General features: G+C 39.8%; 18 protein-coding genes, 1 tRNA gene and 1 riboswitch. All 19 genes read left to right on the top strand.

Going from position 1 to position 19010, the window contains the following annotated elements; all coding sequences use genetic code 11:
* Positions 1-70: 70 nt before the first annotated feature.
* The 19 genes from DL897_RS18900 (at position 71) to metH (ending at position 19010) form a co-directional block, all read left to right on the top strand.
* Complete coding sequence (locus DL897_RS18900) at positions 71-196, top strand: hypothetical protein (protein WP_276308588.1); 126 nt, start codon at positions 71-73, stop codon at positions 194-196.
* A gap of 238 nt (positions 197-434) precedes the next feature.
* Complete coding sequence (spoIVA, locus tag DL897_RS13305; RefSeq protein ID WP_113659644.1) at positions 435-1913, top strand: stage IV sporulation protein A; 1479 nt, start codon at positions 435-437, stop codon at positions 1911-1913.
* Positions 1914-2447: 534 nt separating this feature from the next.
* Complete coding sequence (locus tag DL897_RS13300) at positions 2448-2741, top strand: HU family DNA-binding protein (RefSeq protein WP_113659643.1); 294 nt, start codon at positions 2448-2450, stop codon at positions 2739-2741.
* Between the two features lie 355 nt (positions 2742-3096).
* Positions 3097-3663 carry a GTP cyclohydrolase I FolE gene (gene folE, locus DL897_RS13295; protein WP_113659642.1) on the top strand — a complete coding sequence of 189 codons (567 nt, stop codon included), beginning with the start codon at positions 3097-3099 and terminating at the stop codon, positions 3661-3663.
* A gap of 154 nt (positions 3664-3817) precedes the next feature.
* Positions 3818-3894 (top strand) — tRNA-Pro (locus DL897_RS13290).
* Between the two features lie 115 nt (positions 3895-4009).
* On the top strand, positions 4010-4231 hold the full coding sequence (mtrB, locus tag DL897_RS13285; RefSeq protein ID WP_113659641.1) for a trp RNA-binding attenuation protein MtrB: 222 nt from the start codon (positions 4010-4012) through the stop codon (positions 4229-4231).
* Positions 4232-4317: 86 nt separating this feature from the next.
* Positions 4318-4827 carry a hypothetical protein gene (locus DL897_RS13280; RefSeq protein WP_113659640.1) on the top strand — a complete coding sequence of 170 codons (510 nt, stop codon included), beginning with the start codon at positions 4318-4320 and terminating at the stop codon, positions 4825-4827.
* Between the two features lie 79 nt (positions 4828-4906).
* On the top strand, positions 4907-5641 hold the full coding sequence (locus DL897_RS13275; protein ID WP_113659639.1) for a heptaprenyl diphosphate synthase component 1: 735 nt from the start codon (positions 4907-4909) through the stop codon (positions 5639-5641).
* A 6-nt stretch (positions 5642-5647) separates the two neighbouring features.
* Positions 5648-6364, top strand: coding sequence for a demethylmenaquinone methyltransferase (locus DL897_RS13270; protein WP_113659638.1), 717 nt, complete (start codon positions 5648-5650; stop codon positions 6362-6364).
* A gap of 18 nt (positions 6365-6382) precedes the next feature.
* The gene (locus DL897_RS13265) at positions 6383-7252 is read left to right on the top strand and encodes a UbiA-like polyprenyltransferase (RefSeq protein ID WP_113659637.1); all 870 of its coding nucleotides are present in this window, start codon (positions 6383-6385) and stop codon (positions 7250-7252) included.
* Positions 7249-7854: a UbiX family flavin prenyltransferase gene (locus DL897_RS13260; protein WP_113659636.1), complete on the top strand. Its 606-nt coding sequence runs from the start codon at positions 7249-7251 to the stop codon at positions 7852-7854. Before DL897_RS13265 ends, DL897_RS13260 begins: the two co-directional genes overlap by 4 nt.
* Complete coding sequence (locus tag DL897_RS13255) at positions 7851-8693, top strand: menaquinone biosynthetic enzyme MqnA/MqnD family protein (protein ID WP_113659635.1); 843 nt, start codon at positions 7851-7853, stop codon at positions 8691-8693. Before DL897_RS13260 ends, DL897_RS13255 begins: the two co-directional genes overlap by 4 nt.
* Before the next feature lie 16 nt (positions 8694-8709).
* On the top strand, positions 8710-9681 hold the full coding sequence (locus DL897_RS13250) for a polyprenyl synthetase family protein (RefSeq protein ID WP_113659634.1): 972 nt from the start codon (positions 8710-8712) through the stop codon (positions 9679-9681).
* Between the two features lie 89 nt (positions 9682-9770).
* Positions 9771-10214 carry a nucleoside-diphosphate kinase gene (ndk, locus tag DL897_RS13245; RefSeq protein ID WP_113659633.1) on the top strand — a complete coding sequence of 148 codons (444 nt, stop codon included), beginning with the start codon at positions 9771-9773 and terminating at the stop codon, positions 10212-10214.
* A gap of 312 nt (positions 10215-10526) precedes the next feature.
* A riboswitch (SAM riboswitch) is annotated at positions 10527-10643 on the top strand.
* An 85-nt stretch (positions 10644-10728) separates the two neighbouring features.
* The gene (locus tag DL897_RS13240) at positions 10729-11892 is read left to right on the top strand and encodes an aminotransferase class I/II-fold pyridoxal phosphate-dependent enzyme (protein WP_113659632.1); all 1164 of its coding nucleotides are present in this window, start codon (positions 10729-10731) and stop codon (positions 11890-11892) included.
* Positions 11889-13052, top strand: coding sequence for an aminotransferase class I/II-fold pyridoxal phosphate-dependent enzyme (locus DL897_RS13235; RefSeq protein WP_113659631.1), 1164 nt, complete (start codon positions 11889-11891; stop codon positions 13050-13052). Before DL897_RS13240 ends, DL897_RS13235 begins: the two co-directional genes overlap by 4 nt.
* A gap of 25 nt (positions 13053-13077) precedes the next feature.
* Positions 13078-14181 carry a homoserine O-acetyltransferase MetX gene (gene metX, locus DL897_RS13230; protein WP_113659630.1) on the top strand — a complete coding sequence of 368 codons (1104 nt, stop codon included), beginning with the start codon at positions 13078-13080 and terminating at the stop codon, positions 14179-14181.
* Between the two features lie 2 nt (positions 14182-14183).
* On the top strand, positions 14184-15536 hold the full coding sequence (locus DL897_RS13225) for a homoserine dehydrogenase (protein ID WP_168188791.1): 1353 nt from the start codon (positions 14184-14186) through the stop codon (positions 15534-15536).
* Positions 15537-15560: 24 nt separating this feature from the next.
* Entirely contained in the window at positions 15561-19010 is a 3450-nt protein-coding gene (metH, locus tag DL897_RS13220) for a methionine synthase (protein ID WP_113659628.1), read from the top strand.

The following is a 19010-nucleotide window of genomic DNA, read 5'->3' as shown; positions in this document are numbered from 1 at the left end:
TGGATAAAAATCATAATATTTAGTAATGATACATAAACTTAAAGAAGAGACGGGTGGGAGGTCGAGCAGCATGAATAGTTTGTTATTTCATTTTATCGTCATCCCAGGCATTTTTCTATTGGGACGTTTGTCAAGATCTGTAAAAGTTACTGGATTTCGCGCAAAAAAAGTGAAATCTCGCTTTTTATCTGACTAAGAGAAAGGATTTCGTTTTGATTTGGTTTGCTTATAGCAAATGGAGTAAAACGGATTAGAAAAACTGCCGTATCAGGAAGATTTGTTAATAAGCTATTTTCTATTTTTTCTTTGATAAGAATCATAATAAGAATACCCACTCATATATTAGTAGTGTCTTAGGAAAGGAAACCGGAGGGAGGAGATAGCCTTCGCACCGGCGACACAGCATGTTGGAAGATATTAAAGGAGGGTAAAAAGTGGAAAAAGTAGATATCTTGAAAGATATTGCAGAGCGAACGGGAGGAGACATCTACCTAGGTGTGGTCGGTGCGGTGCGCACCGGAAAGTCAACGTTTATCAAACGCTTTATGGAACAAGTAGTTATTCCAAACATTAGTGATGAAGCAGAGCGTGTCCGGGCGACCGATGAATTACCACACAGTGGTGCGGGAAAAACGATTACGACGATTGAGCCGAAATTTGTACCCAATCAAGCGATCCAAATTCATGTAGATGAAGGTTTAGACGTAAACATTCGATTGGTTGATTGTGTCGGTTATGCCATCGAAGGTGCCAAAGGCTATGAAGATGAAAATGGGCCACGGATGATTAATACTCCATGGTTTGACGAACCCATTCCTTTTCAAGAAGCTGCCGAAGTAGGAACTCGTAAAGTCATTCAAGATCATTCGACAATTGGTATTGTGGTAACAACAGATGGAACGATTACAGACATTCCACGATCCTCCTATGAGGAAATAGAAGAGCGTGTGGTTTTAGAGCTGAAGGAATTAGGTAAGCCATTTATTCTACTGCTTAATACCGCACATCCTTACGGTGAACAAGCTCAAAATTTACGAGCTGAACTCTCTGAAAAGTATGATATTCCTGTGATTGCACTTAGTGTAGCTAGCATGAGCGAACAAGATATTTTGGGTGTGCTGCGAGAAGCATTATTTGAATTTCCTGTTCATGAAGTAAATGTCAATTTACCTAGCTGGGTAATGGTTTTAAATGAAGATCATTGGCTACGTAGAGATTTTGAGAATGCCGTACGTGAAACGGTTAAAGATATTAAACGGCTACGTGATGTGGATCGGGTAGTCGGTCAATTTAATGAGTTTGATTTTATCGAGAGAGCAAGCTTATCAGGTATGGACATGGGGCAAGGAATGGCTGAAATTGATCTTTTCGCGCCAGATGAACTATATGATCAGGTATTAACAGAAGTAGTAGGTGTGGAGATCAAAGGAAAAGATCATTTACTCGAACTAATGCAAGAACTGACGGTCGCTAAACGTGAGTATGATAAAGTTGCTCATGCGATTAAGATGGTACGTACGACAGGCTATGGAGTAGCAGCCCCATCTGTTGAGGAGATGACTCTTGATGAACCTGAATTGATTAAACAAGGCTCCAGATTTGGAGTTCGTTTAAAAGCAACAGCACCCTCGATTCATATGATTCGTGTCAATGTCCAGTCAGAGTTTGCTCCTATAATTGGGTCTGAACGCCAAAGTGAAGAGTTAGTCAACTATCTTATGAAGGATTTTGAAAATGATCCTCTTCGTATTTGGGATTCAGATATTTTTGGTCGTTCACTCAATTCGATCGTTCGGGAAGGAATTCAAGCTAAATTGTCGATGATGCCTGAAAATGCCCGGTATAAACTTCAAGAAACATTGGAGAGAATCATTAATGAAGGTTCAGGCGGTTTGATCGCAATTATTTTATGATTTATAATCGACGCCCCATTCTCCTTCACGGAGAGGGGCATTTATTTTATAGTAAGCGTCACGATCCTGTTGAGCGTGATAGTAATAAATCTACGAATAAAAGATGTTCGCTAAAGAACAAATGTTTTCTGTGTGATTGTTTAGGGAATGGATAATATGGAGAACTTATTATTAGTTTAGCTAGGAGGTTCAGAGAATAGTTGAAACTAAAACTAAATAAATAATTTGATATTGGAAATATTTTGAAAAAATTCACCATGATAACGAAGATTTTTTTAGAAAAAAGGTGTCCATAATCCTCTGGACTATTTTGTAAATTCTTGCATATTAAGGGGTTTTTTGGTCTAAATAATCCACTTTCATCACTTTTTTATTATTTTTTTGCTTAAACACCAGAAATCTGCAATAATTCTCTTGAACTTTTCCTACTGTCTGTATTACTATATCCTTGTTCCCGCGCAAATTCGCTCTTCTTTAAGTGAAATTCACTAAAAAGAGATTGAAGTCGCGTGGACTTGTACAGGAGGTGCCATTATGAATAAAACCGATCTGATCAATAAAGTAGCAGATGCTACTAAACTGAGCAAAAAAGAGGCAACATCAGCTGTAGAGGCTGTGCTTAAAGCGATCACAGAAGCATTGAGTGCAGGAGATAAAGTACAGTTGATCGGTTTTGGTAATTTTGAAGTGAAAGATCGTGCTGAGCGCAAGGGAAGAAACCCGCAAACTGGGGAAGAAATTGTGATTCCTGCGACTAAAGTCCCATCTTTCCGAGCAGGTAAACAGCTCAAAGAAGAAGTAAATAATAAGCACGAAGTTAACAACTAAGCAGGAAGTTTCGAAAGGAACATACATAATCCTGCTAAAAGGCCCGTATGGGCCTTTTCTTTTTGGTATGATGGGTAAAGGAATTAGAAATGTGTTATAATCTATAATAATAATCTAAGCATGTTGCATTATTTGATTGACCTAGATCAAACCTCAAATCAGGACGAATCATTTTTGGAGAATTGATTTTTCTTATTAAGAGACCGTTTTCCATAAAGTAGGACTTTAAAATCCATCTATGAGATGATTAGGAGTATGTGAGTGAGCTCAAAAGCGAAGAAGAAACTGATATTGAGGACAACCTTTTGTCTTTATTCATTGTTTAGGAATGTAGAAATGGATGGAGGAATCATTCATGCAAGTTGACCATCAGAAAATAGAACAAGCAGTTCGCATGATTTTAGAGGCTGTTGGTGAAGATCCTAACCGTGAAGGTTTATTAGATACACCGAAACGAGTTGCAAGAATGTATGAAGAGATTTTTGTAGGTTTAAAGCAAAATCCAGAGGACTATTTCTCTGTTATTTTTAGTGAGGACCATGAAGAGTTAGTGTTAGTTAAAGATATTCCTTTTTATTCGACTTGTGAGCATCATTTGGTCCCGTTTTTTGGTAAAGCTCATGTAGGCTATATTCCAAGAGGTGGGAGAGTAGTTGGTTTATCTAAATTAGCCCGTGCTGTTGAAGCAGTAGCTAGACGGCCACAATTACAAGAACGAATCACAGCGAATGTAGCTGACTCCATTATGAATAAATTAGACCCACATGGCGTAATAGTGGTTGTTGAAGCGGAACATATGTGTATGACTATGCGAGGGGTTAAGAAGCCAGGCTCCAAAACCATTACTTCTGCAGTCCGAGGAATTTTTGCTGAAGATCAGACATCACGTGCTGAAGTACTTAGTTTAATGGGACTAAAATGATATTTTTTAATCAAAAGTGATTTGTGATTGATAACGATGAGAGACTGATTCATGCAACTATCTCTTATAAAATTCTCTTGACACTCTTAATAGCCTGTTATATATTAATAAATGTAAAATCTCTCCATCAAAACGATTAGAGATGATTTGCTAACGGGCTATGGCGCAGCTTGGTAGCGCGCTTGCATGGGGCGCAAGAGGTCGTCAGTTCAAATCTGGCTAGCCCGACCAAAGACTCTTCCTTCTAGTGGAAGAGTCTTTTATTTTTTGTTTTCATATTATGATCATTTCATGGTAAACTGAAGTTTATGAAGTGTGATAAATAGCCACACGGAGGGAAGATGAGATGGGAAAAGACTCATGGGAATTTGTTGTCATTAAAGCGAAAGAAAATGGTGTAAATGTTATTGGACTAACTCGAGGTAGAGATACACGTTTCCACCATTCAGAGAAGCTTGACCGTGGTGAAGTGATGATTGCTCAATTTACGGATCATACTTCAGCGATCAAAATTCGTGGGAAAGCAACGATCTTAACACCATTTGGTGAAGTGGAATCAGACACATAATTAAACTCAAAAGCTTTCATTTCTTGTCATCTTTTTTGTGCAAATAAATAAAAATAATGAAGACAAAAAAGATGTGGAGTGGTCGGATGAAAGCGTTGGCAAAACGGCTATTGGCTACTGTTGTTTTATCAATTATGTTAGCAGCTTTGCTATCTTTTGTACCTTTTTTGCAAAATCAAAGCGATAGGAATAGTGATATAGCTGTTTTTCGACCTGACTCTACGATCCTAACGGAGAAAAACATCGTTGACTTCGTAAAGGGTGTAGAGATGGCTGTTGAAATTAGACGAATAAACTTAGACGGCTCTCAGCTTTTGTTTGAGCTAATCCAACCAAGTACGTTGGAGGATGAACAGCTTTATAAAGACTGTTTTCGCTTGATAAAAAGTAGCTTATTAGGATTGGATAATATTAAAGAAGTTCGACTATTCATTGTTACTCCCGAGCGAGATTCTTTTTTTGTTCAAGCAAATCAAGAACACTTAAGGAAGGATCCCAAGATGGAGAATAGTCAAAAGCATTCTTATCAGACTTACTTAAAACAAATGTTTGAGTTTCATACAATCCCAGATAATACCTTGAAGGGAAGCCGTTAGAAGGATGACAATGTTTTTTAAAAGTATGGTATACTATTTAAGCAAACAGACTTGTTGGTCATATTTGGGGGGCGCTTGAATGACGTCCATACATACAGAAATTGATAAAAGTATTCAGCAGATTAGAAAACTAACGTATGAACCTTATATCGAAAAAGTGATCGGTAAACCAACGGTCCCTGTTTTTTTTGTGCAATTATTACATTTATTAATGGAATCTTACGGTATTCCAAAGCAGAGAGCTCATGTCTATTGCGTAGCTACAACCCTTTTGAAAATGGGACTCGATTTACATGAGAATGTATCACTTCTGCAAGAGCGTGAGCTAAAGAAGATTCGCGCAAGACAGTTATATGTACTTGCTGGTGATTACTTCAGTAGCCTATTTTATCATTTGATGTCCAGTCATCAAGAAACTGAAGGAATCCAGTGTTTGGCTAAAGCTTTAAGTCGTATCAATGAGGCTAAAATGACAAGGTACTTCGTAAGTGATCACGAACAAAAACAACTACAGTCACAAATGATTGAAAGCAATTTGTTGACGGCGCTAGCCGACTTTTTTCATGTTGAAAAGGATTTGTGCGATCTCTGGCATCGCCTTTTTCCACCACTCCTTCTGCTTCATATGGCAGAAGAGGAGTATAAGGAATCAAATAGCTTTTCTGTAACTAACAAAGTTCAGATCGCATGGTTTGAGGCGAAGAAAGCTGTTTCAGAGCTTACAAAAGGGGAAGTTAAAGCAATGTTATCAGAGCGAATCACTAAGTGGGCAACTCTGATCAAGGATGATCCTCTTGTGAAAGGGGGCTTTTGATTTCAGGTGGAAAAACAAGAAAAAGGGAAATATGTTCATCAAGTATTTGAAAGTATCGCCAAAGATTATGATCGGATGAATACCTTACTTAGCTTTCGACAACATCAAGCTTGGCGAAAATTTACCATGAAGAAAATGGCGGTAAAACTAGGAGACACTGCTGTTGATGTCTGTTGTGGAACGTGTGATTGGGCCATCTCTTTAGCTAAAGCTTCAGAAACAGGGAAAGTGATTGGCATCGACTTTAGTGCCAATATGTTACAAGAGGGAGAAAAGAAGGTTCATACTGCGGGATTAAGTCAGCAAATCGAGTTGGTACAAGGGGATGCGATGAAGCTACCATTTCCGGATAATTCATTTGATCATGCAACAATCGGATTCGCTCTTCGCAATGTCCCAGATATTATTCAGGTATTGAAGGAAATGCAGCGAGTTGTTAAGCCAGGCGGACAGGTAGTCTCTCTGGAGCTTTCCAAACCAACTTGGCCATTATTTCGTACTCTCTACTATTTTTATTTTCAAAAGCTATTACCTTGGCTAGGTAAGCTTTTAGCAAACCGCTATGAACAATATCGATGGCTACCTGAATCCTTAGTGGATTTTCCTGACTATAAAGAGCTAGCCCGTATCATGAAAGAAGAGGTCGGTTTAGAAGAGGTTCAAGTATACCCGCTTACTGGAGGAATTACAGCGCTTCATATTGGGCGTAAACGAACAGAGTAATGAAGGAAGATGGTCTGGATGGAACTACTTAAGCGAATTCGGCTTGTTTTGGATATGATTAAATTTGAACATACAATCTTTGCTCTTCCTTTTGCTTATTTAGGTGCAGTACTTGGTAGTATAGAAGTTCATGGCACATTACCCACTTGGGCTCAGATTGGTTGGATTACACTTGCTATGGCTGGAGCAAGAAGTGCAGCTATGGCTTTAAATCGGATTATTGATCGGCACATCGATGCCAAAAATCCACGTACAGCGAATCGCCATATTCCAGCTGGCATAATCTCTGTAGCCTTTGCTTGGGGATTTGTTATTATTTCATTCATTGTTCTTTTCTTTGCAGCAGCCAAACTAAATATGTTGGCAGTAAAACTCCTTCCCATCGCTGTCTTCTTTTTAGTTTTCTATTCTTATACCAAGCGTTTTACTTGGACATGCCATCTGATTCTCGGTATAACCACGGCACTCGGACCTTTAGGAGGATGGGTGGCTACAACAGGGCAAATCGATGGAATGGGATTGGTTTTATTTGCTACCGTGGCACTCTGGATCGGTGGTTTTGATGTCATATATGCTTGCCAAGATGTAGAGTTTGATAAGAAGGAAAAATTACACTCTATTCCTGTTCGTTTTGGAGTGAAACATGCCCTTACCATTTCCTCACTAATGCATGTAGGGACAGCGATTGGTTTAATTACTTTATTATTTTTGACACGACTTCATATTTGGTATGCTGTAGGAGTTATCATTGCTTTAATCATTTTAATTTATGAACATATGATTGTTTCTGCTGATGACCTATCACGTTTGAATACAGCCTTTTTTACGATGAATGGAATTTTAAGTGTGATTGTGTTCGCATTTACGATGATGGATGTGTTATTATGAATCATAGTTTGAAGCGGTTTGTTGTTGCAATGAGCGGTGCCAGTGGGGCACCGTATGCTTTATGTTTAATTGAAGAGCTACTGAAGCAAGAACATGAAGTGCATTTACTCGTCACAGAAGCGGGTTGGCGTGTATTGAAAGAAGAGCATCAGTGGCCTATTGAAAAGCGTGAGCATATTTTCTTCGAGCGGTTTGGTCATTTGCCAGGAAAATTAGTTTATCATCCAATCAAAGACATTGGAGCATCGATCGCTTCAGGTTCATTTTGGTGTGATGCTATGATTGTGATTCCATGCACAATGGGAACACTAGCTAAGATTGCTCATGGTATTTCTTCAAATTTGCTGGAGCGAACCGCAGATGTCATGTTAAAAGAACGACGCCCTCTTATTCTAGTACCACGTGAGACACCGCTTAGTACAATTCATCTTAAGAATATGTTGACGCTATCGAAAGTAGGGGCAATGATCCTACCTGCAATGCCCGCTTTTTATACAACACCTACCCAGATTGAAGATATGGTCCGTTTCATAACTGGAAAAGTGCTAGATATGTTAAGAGTAAAACATCAACTATATCAGCCTTGGGAGGGTGGCAGATGAAACCGATACGAATCAGCGAAATTTCATATACCAATGTTTGGCCTATTCATTATTATTTTGAGACAGCTGGGCTTTCAGTTGAATTAATTCCACAAGTTCCAAGCCAGTTAAATCAGGGTATGGCTAAAGGCGAGATTGACCTAGGTGCTATTTCCTCATTTGCTTATGGTGCTGCATATCCTAATTATGTAATTTTGCCAAATCTGTCGGTTAGTGTTCGTGGACCAGTCGGCTCCATCTTTCTTTTTACCAAAGGGCAAGAGTTACATGAACTAGAAGGAGCCAAAATTGCCCTTACCAATACCTCTTGGACATCTGTTAATTTACTGCGCGTTATTTTAGAACGCTTTGAAAAAATAACTCCCAATTATATAACCATGTCTCCAAATTTAGAACAAATGATGGAGCAAGCAGATGCTGCTTTAATGATTGGAGACGATGCGATTCGAGGTTCATGGCATAATCCTGGTTATCGCGTGTATGATTTAGGCTTAGAATGGTTTAAAAGAACTGGACTTTCTATGACTTTTGCAGTATGGGCTGTCCGCAAAGAAATTCTTGAAACACGTTCGCCAGAGTTAGAAAGGATTTATCAACGTTTTATCGAAGCCAAAGAGAAGAGCAAAAGAAATCTGACACCTGTGATTGATAAAGCGATACGTAAAGTGGGTGGAGATAAAGAGTTCTGGCAACACTATTTTGATGGCTTAATTCATGATTTTGGTAAAAGTGAAATACAGGGACTTCAAGCGTATTTTCAATATGTGACGGAGCTTGGAATACTAAAAAAAGAGATACACATTTGTACATTAGACTCACTAGCTAAGTTGAGTACATAAATTTAAGGTGAAGCATATGAATTTGCAAGATATTTATAAGAGTTTAGAGTGTGACCTTCGATTGATCGAAGAAGATCTCACAAAGACAGTTTACTCTTCTGTTGATCAGCTACAAGCTTCTTCAGTGCATCTATTAGAAGCAGGTGGCAAGAGGATACGGCCCGTTTTTGTTTTGCTCTCGGGTCACTTTGGTACAAATGATAAAGAAAAATTAAGAAAAATTGCTGTAGCTTTAGAATTAATCCATAGTGCAACACTTGTACATGATGATGTTATCGATGATGCTGATCTCAGACGAGGTAGACAAACCGTACGTGCCCAATGGGATAACCGTGTAGCCATGTATACAGGTGATTATATTCTTTCTCAGGCTCTTCAATTGGTTTCTCAATTAGAAAATCCAGAAGTTCATCAGATCTTGTCCATGGCGATGAAGGAGATGTGTTTGGGTGAGATTGAACAAATTCGTGATTTATATAATGGGGAGCAAACTTTAAAAAAGTATTTACATCGTATTAAGCGAAAAACAGCTTTTTTGATAGCGATTAGCTGCCAACTCGGAGCATTAATAAGTAAAGCACCGCTTCCCATCGTACGAAATTGCTATCTCTATGGCTATTATGTAGGAATGGCCTTTCAGATGACAGACGATGTATTAGATCTAGTTGGCGATGAAAAAACTTTAGGCAAACCAGCAGGAAGTGATTTACGCCAAGGAAATGTAACCTTACCTGTTATTTATGCATTAAAGCATGATACACCTGAGAACAAAAAGAAAATTAAACAATATCTTGAATCAATTGGGGAAAGTGGAAATATTGAGGAAATTATCGATGTCGTTCGGCGATCTGGGGGAATTGATTATACGTCACGGCTATCTCAGCGTTATCTGATGAAGGCGTTGAGTATACTAGAAAAGCTGCCTATGTCACAGGCAAATCAATCGTTAAAAATGCTGACAACATTTGTGGTAAATCGTTCGTACTGACTTTAAATAGTGTTGCTTTCCCCTTCACTTCTTGTTAAAATTTTGTTGTTTCTTGTACATATGATTTTATTTAATGGAGGCTTATACTTATGGAAAAAACATTTATTATGGTAAAGCCAGATGGTGTACAACGTGGATTAATCGGTGAAATCGTTTCACGTTTTGAAAAAAAAGGATATCAGCTTGTGAGTGCAAAATTGATGGCTGTTTCCAAAGAACTAGCCGAACAACACTATGCTGAACATAAAGAAAGACCTTTCTTTGGTGAGCTTGTTGACTTTATTACTTCTAGCCCCGTGTTTGCAATGGTTTGGGAAGGAACCAATGTAATTGCGACCGCTCGTCAAATGATGGGTAAAACCAATCCAACCGAAGCATTACCAGGTACGATCCGTGGTGACTATGGTGTCAGTGTTGGCATGAATATCATTCATGGATCTGACTCACCTGAAAGTGCAGAACGCGAAATTGCTCTTTGGTTTGGAGATGAAGAGCTATTAAGCTACGAAAAAACCGTAAATCGTTGGATCTAATTGGGTGGGATATACGTAATCGCAGGTCGTTGACAAAGGATATAAGTCAACGGCCTTTTTTGAAGGTTTAAAAAGGCACATTTGGAAGAGAGTTATAATTTCTTATTTTCGTTTTTTTATAAAATAGTACCTCTTATTTGTGAATGGAATATGAATCATTTGTTACTTTTAAATACTGTATTTGAAAATATATGACTTTAAGAGCAACAAAAAAGAGGTAAATAAAATTTGCTTGACGTATAAGAGAAGGATTATTATAATTAATATCGAAATCGTGAATTGCCCGAAATTAAATATTTTATATAGAGTTTTCTCTTATCAAGAGCGGCGGAGGGACTGGCCCGATGAAGCCCGGCAACCTTGATGTCTATGGATATAGACATTGGATGGTGCTAATTCCAGCAGGAACGTTTTCCTGGAAGATAAGGGAGGAAGTTGACCACGAAAGCAGCCTCTTCTCTTACCAGAGAAGAGGTTTTTTATATGCCTATCATTAGTTAAGGAGGACACATCGTTGCGCATCGAGACAAAACTGGCACAGATTGGAACGAAAAAAGCAAGAACAACCGGATCAATAAACTTTCCTATCTATCTGGCAACGGCTTATGAACATATCGGTGGCGTAAGTACTGGCTATGATTATGCACGAAGCTCAAATCCAACTCGTCATATCTTAGAAGAAAGTATTGCCATGTTGGAAAAAGGGGATGCTGGGTTTGCCTGTAGCTCAGGAATGGCTGCCATTCAAACGATCATGGGTTTATTTTCGCAAGGTGATCATTTGATTGTTTCCATGGATTTATATGGCGGTACCTATCGTTTGTTTGAGCAAGTCTTAAATCGTTATGGTATCCAGTTTTCTTATGTGGATTTACGAGATATCAAGGCGGTGGAGGAAGCAATTCAACCACAGACAAAAGCGCTCTTTATAGAAACACCTACGAATCCACTGATGCATGTAACTGATTTACAAGCGATTACTCGACTGTCTAAACAATACCAATTGTGGACCATTGTAGATAATACTTTTATGACACCATATCTCCTCAACCCTCTCGAACTAGGAGCAAACATCGTGATTCATAGCGCTACCAAGTATTTAGGGGGCCATAACGATGTGCTAGCGGGTTTAATTGTTACCAAAGGTGACGAGTTGTCAGAACGGGTTCGTTTTCTTCAACAATCGATTGGAGCTACATTATCACCAATGGATAGCTATTTACTGATGCGAGGAATGAAGACACTCGCACTACGAATGGAGAGGCATCAAGCGAATGCACAAGGTTTAGCTCACTTTTTAAAAGAGCATCCACTAGTCGATGAGGTATTTTTTCCTGAGTTCGATCCAAATAGTAAACGAATACTTAGTGAACAGGCAAAAGGTTATGGTGGAATGCTATCATTCCGAGTGAAAGAGGCTAAATTGGTTCAACCATTTTTGGAACAGTTGCAGGTTTTCACCTTTGCAGAAAGTTTGGGCGGAGTTGAAAGTTTATTAACGTATCCTGCAACTCAAACGCATGCAGATGTGCCTGCTGATATTCGGCAAAAGGTAGGAGTTTGTGATCGACTGCTTCGTGTTTCTGTCGGTGTAGAACATATCGAAGATTTAGAACAGGATTTGGCACAAGCTTTGCAACGTTCCGAAGAAATTGTCTATGGGAGTGAGTCTAAATGAGATTTGAAACGATGGCACTACATAATGGCAATGAAATCGATCCTCACACAGGTGCAGCCAGTATCCCTATTTATCAAGCGTCAACTTTTCACCAATTTTCGGTGGATCAGCCTGGAGTTTTTGATTATGCACGCTCAGGAAATCCGACCCGGCAGGCACTTGAAAATGCCATTGCTAAATTAGAGGGTGGTTGTAGAGGATATGCATTTGCTTCTGGAATGGCAGCTATTTCCACTGTTTTTTTACTCTTTTCGCGTGGAGATCATTTGATTGTTTCACAAGATGTTTATGGTGGAACTTATCGATTTTTAACTCAGGTATTATCACGAATGGGGATCAAAACCACATTTGTAGATACCTCAAATTTACAAGCGATAGAAGCAGCGATTAGCCCACAAACGAAAGCGATCTATGTGGAAACTCCATCCAATCCCTTGTTAAAAGTAAGTGATTTGCGTAGGATTGTAAAGATTGCCAAAAATTATAATTTATTAACGATTGTCGATAATACATTTTTAACTCCTTACTTTCAACAACCGTTATCACTTGGTGTAGATATCGTTGTCCATAGTGCGACTAAATTTATCAGTGGGCATAGTGACGTCGTAGCGGGTCTTGTCGTGGTCAAGGACCTAGATTTAGCAGAACAGATTCGCTTTTTGCAAAATTCATTTGGGGCGATTTTGGGTGTTCAAGATTCTTGGCTTACGTTACGTGGATTGAAAACATTGTCTGCTCGTCTGGAAACATCGACAAAGAATGCAGAAATCTTGGCTTGTTGGCTAGAACAGCATCCAATGATAAAAAAAGTGTATTATACGGGGCTTCCTACTCATCCTGGACACCAAGTACAAACAGAGCAAGCCAGCGGCCATGGAGCTGTTCTTTCATTTGATGTGGGTAGTGGTGCAATCGCTAGACAAATTTTAAGTAAAGTTCAATTGCCGATTGTTGCTGTTAGTTTGGGAGCGGTAGAAAGTATTTTATCCTACCCAGCTAAAATGTCACATGCAGCGATGCCACCTGAAGTACGGTTACAACATGGAATTACGGATGGTTTACTGCGATTATCTGTAGGACTAGAAAATGTAGAAGATATTATTCAAGATTTAGCACAAGCGATAGAAACGAAAGTCTCCATCATGATTTCTAGAAAGTGACTTTTAAAGTGAGAGGGGTGCTGGCATGAGAGCTACCGCAAAGAAAGAAGCAATTCGCAAAATATATCCCCTGCCAGATCTAACTTTACAGAGCGGTAAAGTCCTACGAAACGCAGTGCTCGCTTATGAAACATTCGGGACACTAAACCCAGCAAAAGATAATGCCATTTTAGTTTGTCATGCTTTAACAGGGGATTCACATGCCGCAAGTAGCCCCGGGTGGCTGGGCTGGTGGGATGGGGTGATTGGACCCGGCAAAGCGTTAGATACCCAGCGATATTTTATTATTTGTATCAATGTTTTGGGGAGCTGTTATGGATCGACGGGTCCGGCTTCAATCAATCCACAAAGTGGAAAACCTTATGGACTCGAATTCCCAGTAGTAACGATTCGAGACATGGTCAAAGCCCAATTTCTTTTGATTAAAAGTTTAGGGATTGAGCAGTTGTATTCAGTGATCGGTGGATCCATGGGTGGAATGCAAGTTTTTGAATGGGCTGTCATGTATCCTGAAATCGTTCAAACCTATATTTCTATCGCTTCTTGTATACGTTTTTCGGCGATGGGGATTGCTTGGAATCATGTGATGCGGCAAGCGATTATGAATGATCCTAACTGGAGTCAGGGGAACTATGATGAAGAACATTTTCCAAAAAGTGGACTCAACTTGGCTAGACGGTTGGCAATGATTACGTATCGTAGCTTTGACTTGTATGAAGAAAGGTTTTCACGTCAGATGGACACCAGCTCTCAACCATATACACTCGAGTCAAAATTTCAAATTGAAAACTATTTGAGCTATCAAGGGGATAAATTAACCAAACGATTTGATGCTAATTCATATCTATATTTACTTAAAGCAATGGATTTACACGATATTACAAGGGAACGTGGAGATGACTGGAGTGTATTAGAGCGGATTACCGCATCAGGGCTGTTGATTGGCATTGATACGGATTTCTTATTTCCAGGAAAGGAACTACTACAGACAGCTGAACTTTTACGGCAGATCGGAAAGCCTGTGGTATATAAAGAGATGCAAAGTATTCATGGGCATGATGCATTTTTAATCGAGTGGGACTTCTTAAATGAATGGATTGGTTCATTTTTATCAGAGCGGGGGAAGTAACAATGGGTAATCAACGAACAAGCAAGCAACTAGGTATAATGCGGATAGGACTTTTGGGATTAGGTACTGTAGGCTCAGGAGTTATTCAGGTATTAGAGAAACAACAAGAGCTAATTAAGGAGCGTACAGGATATCAGATAGAGGTACCTTTGATTTTGGTTCGTGATTTGAAGAAAAAAAGGGAAGTTACGGTTAGGATAGATCAATTGACTACAGAAGGTGACCGGGTGGTAGAAAACCCTGATATATCTGTCGTGATTGAAGTGATCGGAGGTATTGAACCAGCAAGAACACTGCTACTTAAGGCGATCCGCTCTGGAAAGCATGTGATCACAGCCAATAAGGAGCTTCTAGCGAAACATGGTGCCGAACTATTGCAAGAGGCTAAAAAAGCAGGTGTCCAGCTTTTATTTGAAGCGAGTGTCGCTGGTGGAATACCTGTCATTCATTTCCTACAAAAATATTTAACTGTGAACCAAGTACAGGAGATATCAGGGATCTTAAATGGAACGACCAATTATATTTTAACCAAAATGGAAGAAACAGGGCAAAGTTACCAAGAGGCCTTAGCTGAAGCACAAGCACTAGGCTATGCAGAGGCAGATCCAACCTCAGATGTCGAAGGATATGATGCGGCATATAAATTGGCGATTTTAACCAATCTAGCTTTTGATGTAAATGTGGATCCCATACAGATTTTTCGTGAGGGAATTACAAGAATCTGTCAAGTTGATCTCATGTGGGCAAAGCAGCTAGGATATGCAACAAGGCTACTGGGTCGCACTCGGAATACAAATGACGAGTTATATCTTTCTGTAGAGCCTTGTTTGTTACCACTAACGCATCCTTTAGCACAAGTCAAAGATGTGTTTAATGCCGTAATGATAGATAGTGATGTAGTAGGTGAAGTGACGTTGGTGGGAAAAGGGGCAGGATCTTATCCAACAGCAAGTGCAGTGATGGAAGATTTAACGGCGCTGATGCGTCAGTCTGAAGAGATGATTCGCTCGACCGATTGGCAAGAGTCCATTAAGTTAGATAGCGGAAACCAGATGAATGATTCGACTTTTTTTGTTCGATTGAATGTTCCTAATAATATCAAAGAGGAGCTAATCGAAAAATTAAAAGAGATGATTCATCATGATCTGTATGGAGTTATGTCTGAGCCACTCGTGGAAAAAGTAGGCCCATATACTTTTATAGGTTTTATCATCCAAAGAGTCCATCGGTTTAGACTATGGAAAGCACTTAATCACTTATCGATGAGATTTGATCTTGGGATTGATCTTCCCTTAATGTTACCTGTTTTGGAACTTTCTGAGGAGGCAGAGGTACAGTTGTCATCTGTTAGTTGATATAAGATAAAAGGGATGAATGCTATGCAAAAGCGAACGATAGATGAACGTATAAAAGAGAAAATTCTAATTATTGATGGTGCGATGGGAACGATGTTACAACAAGCCAACCTTACCGAAGCCGATTTTGGTGGTGAAGCCTATGACGGTTGTAATGAACATCTGAACTTGACTCGTCCTGATCTAATTGAAGAGATTCATTCAGCTTATTTTCAAGCAGGTGCCGATATTGTCGAAACCAATACCTTTGGAGCAACTCCCATTGTGCTTGCAGAATATGGATTGGAAGACTTAACAGAAGAAATTAATATTGCTGCTGTACGTTGTGCTGTACGGGCACGCGATAAATGGTCTACTACCAAATGGCCAAGATATGTAGCGGGGGCAATGGGACCAACGACCAAAACCCTTTCCGTGACGGGTGGAGCGACTTTTGCTGAAATGATTCAATCTTACTATCTGCAAGCGAAAGCACTGATTCAAGGAGGAGTTGATCTCCTACTTTTAGAGACATCGCAAGATACGTTGAACGTGAAGGCAGGCAGTATTGGGATTCGGCAAGCATTTACAGAGCTTGGCATAGAAGTTCCGCTGATGATTTCAGGAACCATTGAACCGATGGGAACGATGTTGGCGGGACAAGGGATCGAAGCTTTTTACTTATCCATTGAACATTTAAAACCTATCGCCGTAGGTCTTAACTGTGCAACAGGCCCAGAATTTATGAAAGATCATATTCGGACATTATCAAGTTTGGCCAGTTGTGCAATTAGTTGCTATCCGAATGCGGGATTGCCTGATGAAGATGGAAACTACTTAGAAACCCCTCAAGCTCTAGCACGTAAATTAGCTGATTTTGCCGGTGCAGGATGGCTAAATTTTGCAGGTGGGTGTTGTGGTACTACACCTGATCATATTCGAGCGATTGCTGAAGTGATGAAAGACTATCAGCCACGAGAACCCATTGAAAAACATTTACCAGCAGTATCAGGGATTGAACCTGTTTATTTGGAACCAGATAATCGCCCTCTCTTGGTAGGCGAACGTACGAATGTGATTGGATCACGTAAATTTAAGCGTTTGATTGCAGAGGGGAAATACGAAGAAGCTTCAGAGATTGCTCGGAAGCAAGTAAAGGGTGGAGCCCAAGTTATCGATGTTTGTTTAGCTGATCCTGATCGGGATGAACTTTCTGATATGGAAACATTTTTGCAATTTGTGACGAAGAAAGTGAAAGCCCCTTTAATGATAGACTCCACAGACCCAAATGTAATGGATATGGCTTTAAGCTATTCACAGGGAAAAGCTGTTATTAACTCTATGAATCTAGAAGATGGGGAGAAACGATTTAGTGAAGTTGTTCCACTCATTCATAAGTATGGTGCAGCGGTGGTGGTTGGAACCATTGATGAAACTGGAATGGCCGTGACTCGTGAGAGGAAGCTGGAAGTAGCTAAACGCTCCTATGATTTATTAGTTCATCAATATGGTTTGTCAGCTCAAGACCTCATTTTTGATCCACTGGTATTTCCTGTGGGAACTGGGGATGAGCAATATATTGGCTCTGCGCTTGAAACGGTTGAAGGAATTCGATTGATTAAAGAAGCATTGCCAGAGTGTGCGACGATTCTGGGGATTTCTAATGTTTCATTTGGCTTACCTAGTGCGGGACGTGAAGTCCTCAATGCGGTTTTTTTATATGAATGTACGAAAGCAGGATTGGATTATGCGATCGTAAATACAGAAAAGTTAGAACGTTATGCTTCTATACCTGAAGCAGAAAGACGGCTAGCGGAAAAGCTATTATTTGAGACAAACTCTACGAACTATGAAGAGATTCTCAATGAATTTGCTGATTTCTATCGTGATAAAAAAGTAGTAAAGAAAGAGCCGATTTCCAATCTTTCCTTAGAAGAACGGCTAGCCCGTTATGTTGTAGAAGGATCGAAAGATGGACTCATTGAGGATTTAGCAGCAGCTTTACAGAAATATGCTCCTCTCGACATCATTAATGGTCCTTTGATGGCTGGGATGGACGAAGTAGGACGTCTCTTTAATGATAATCAGCTGATTGTTGCAGAAGTATTGCAAAGTGCGGAGGTTATGAAAGCATCTGTTGCCTTTTTAGAGCCTCATATGGACAAAGAAGATACCAACACCAAGGGAAAAATCATGTTGGCGACAGTCAAAGGGGATGTTCATGATATCGGCAAAAACTTAGTTGAAATTATTCTATCTAATAATGGCTATCAAGTGGTTAATCTAGGGATTAAAGTACCACCTGAAGTTTTAATCGAAGCGACTCGTAGGGAGAAACCGGATATGATCGGTTTATCTGGGTTACTCGTAAAATCGGCGCAACAAATGGTCATTACTGCTCAAGACTTAAAGGAAGCAAATATCGACCTACCCATTATGGTTGGCGGAGCGGCATTGACACGGAAGTTTACAGAAACACGGATTTCTCCAGAATATGATGGGGTTGTTTTGTATGCGAAAGATGCAATGAACGGTTTAGAGCTAGCAAATCGGCTGATGAACCCACAAGAAAAAGAGCAGCTCGTTCAAGAGCTCTTACAGAAAAAACAAGCAAATATGAAGAGTGAAGTAGCTTGGCCTACTGGAAACACGGCGACCCAAGAAGTCATTAAAAGTTCTGTCGATCAAAATGTTCCTGTTCATGTACCACCTGATCTAAAACGACATATCTTTCGCGATTATCCGCTCCAGCATCTAAGATCTTATCTCAATGAGCAAATGTTACTAGGAAAACATTTGGGTATTCGTGGGAAAATTGAAGATTTGTTACAAGCAGGAGATGAAAAAACAGTTGAGCTCCGCAATAAAGTGGATGATTTGTTTCACCAACTCTTGCATGACCAATTGCTTCGTCCGCAAGGCATGTATCAATTTTTCCCGGCTCAAGCCGATGGTAATGATATTTTAATCTATGATCCCCAAGAGCAAGGACGTGTTCTTGAACGTTTTTCTTTTCCAAGACAAAGTAAACCACCTCATCTGTGTTTAGCTGACTTTATCAAATCGGTTGACTCAAAAGAGATGGATTATGTTGGGTTTTTAGCTGTAACAGCAGGGAAGGGAGTTCGTGAGCTCTCTGATCAGTGGAAGGAACGAGGAGATTATCTTTACTCCCATATGGTACAGGCGCTTGCCCTTGAATTAGCGGAGGGGTTTGCTGAAAGACTCCATCAGGTGATGCGAGATCACTGGGGCTTTCCAGATCCAGCTGAATTTACAATGAAAGAGCGATTTGCTGCGAGATATCAAGGGATTCGTGTCTCCTTTGGCTATCCAGCTTGCCCAGACTTAGAAGATCAAAAGAAGCTCTTTCGTCTACTACAACCAGAGGCTATTGGGATCGAGTTGACCGAAGGTTGTATGATGGAGCCGGAAGCTTCTGTATCTGCTATGGTTTTTGCCCATCCACAAGCACGATATTTTAATGCCGTATAA

This window comes from Thermoflavimicrobium daqui (genome assembly GCF_003313465.1).
GTDB lineage: Bacteria > Bacillota > Bacilli > Thermoactinomycetales > Thermoactinomycetaceae > Thermoflavimicrobium > Thermoflavimicrobium daqui.
Note: the sequence above shows the minus strand (reverse complement) of the source record. Positions and strands in the feature narration are given on the sequence as shown.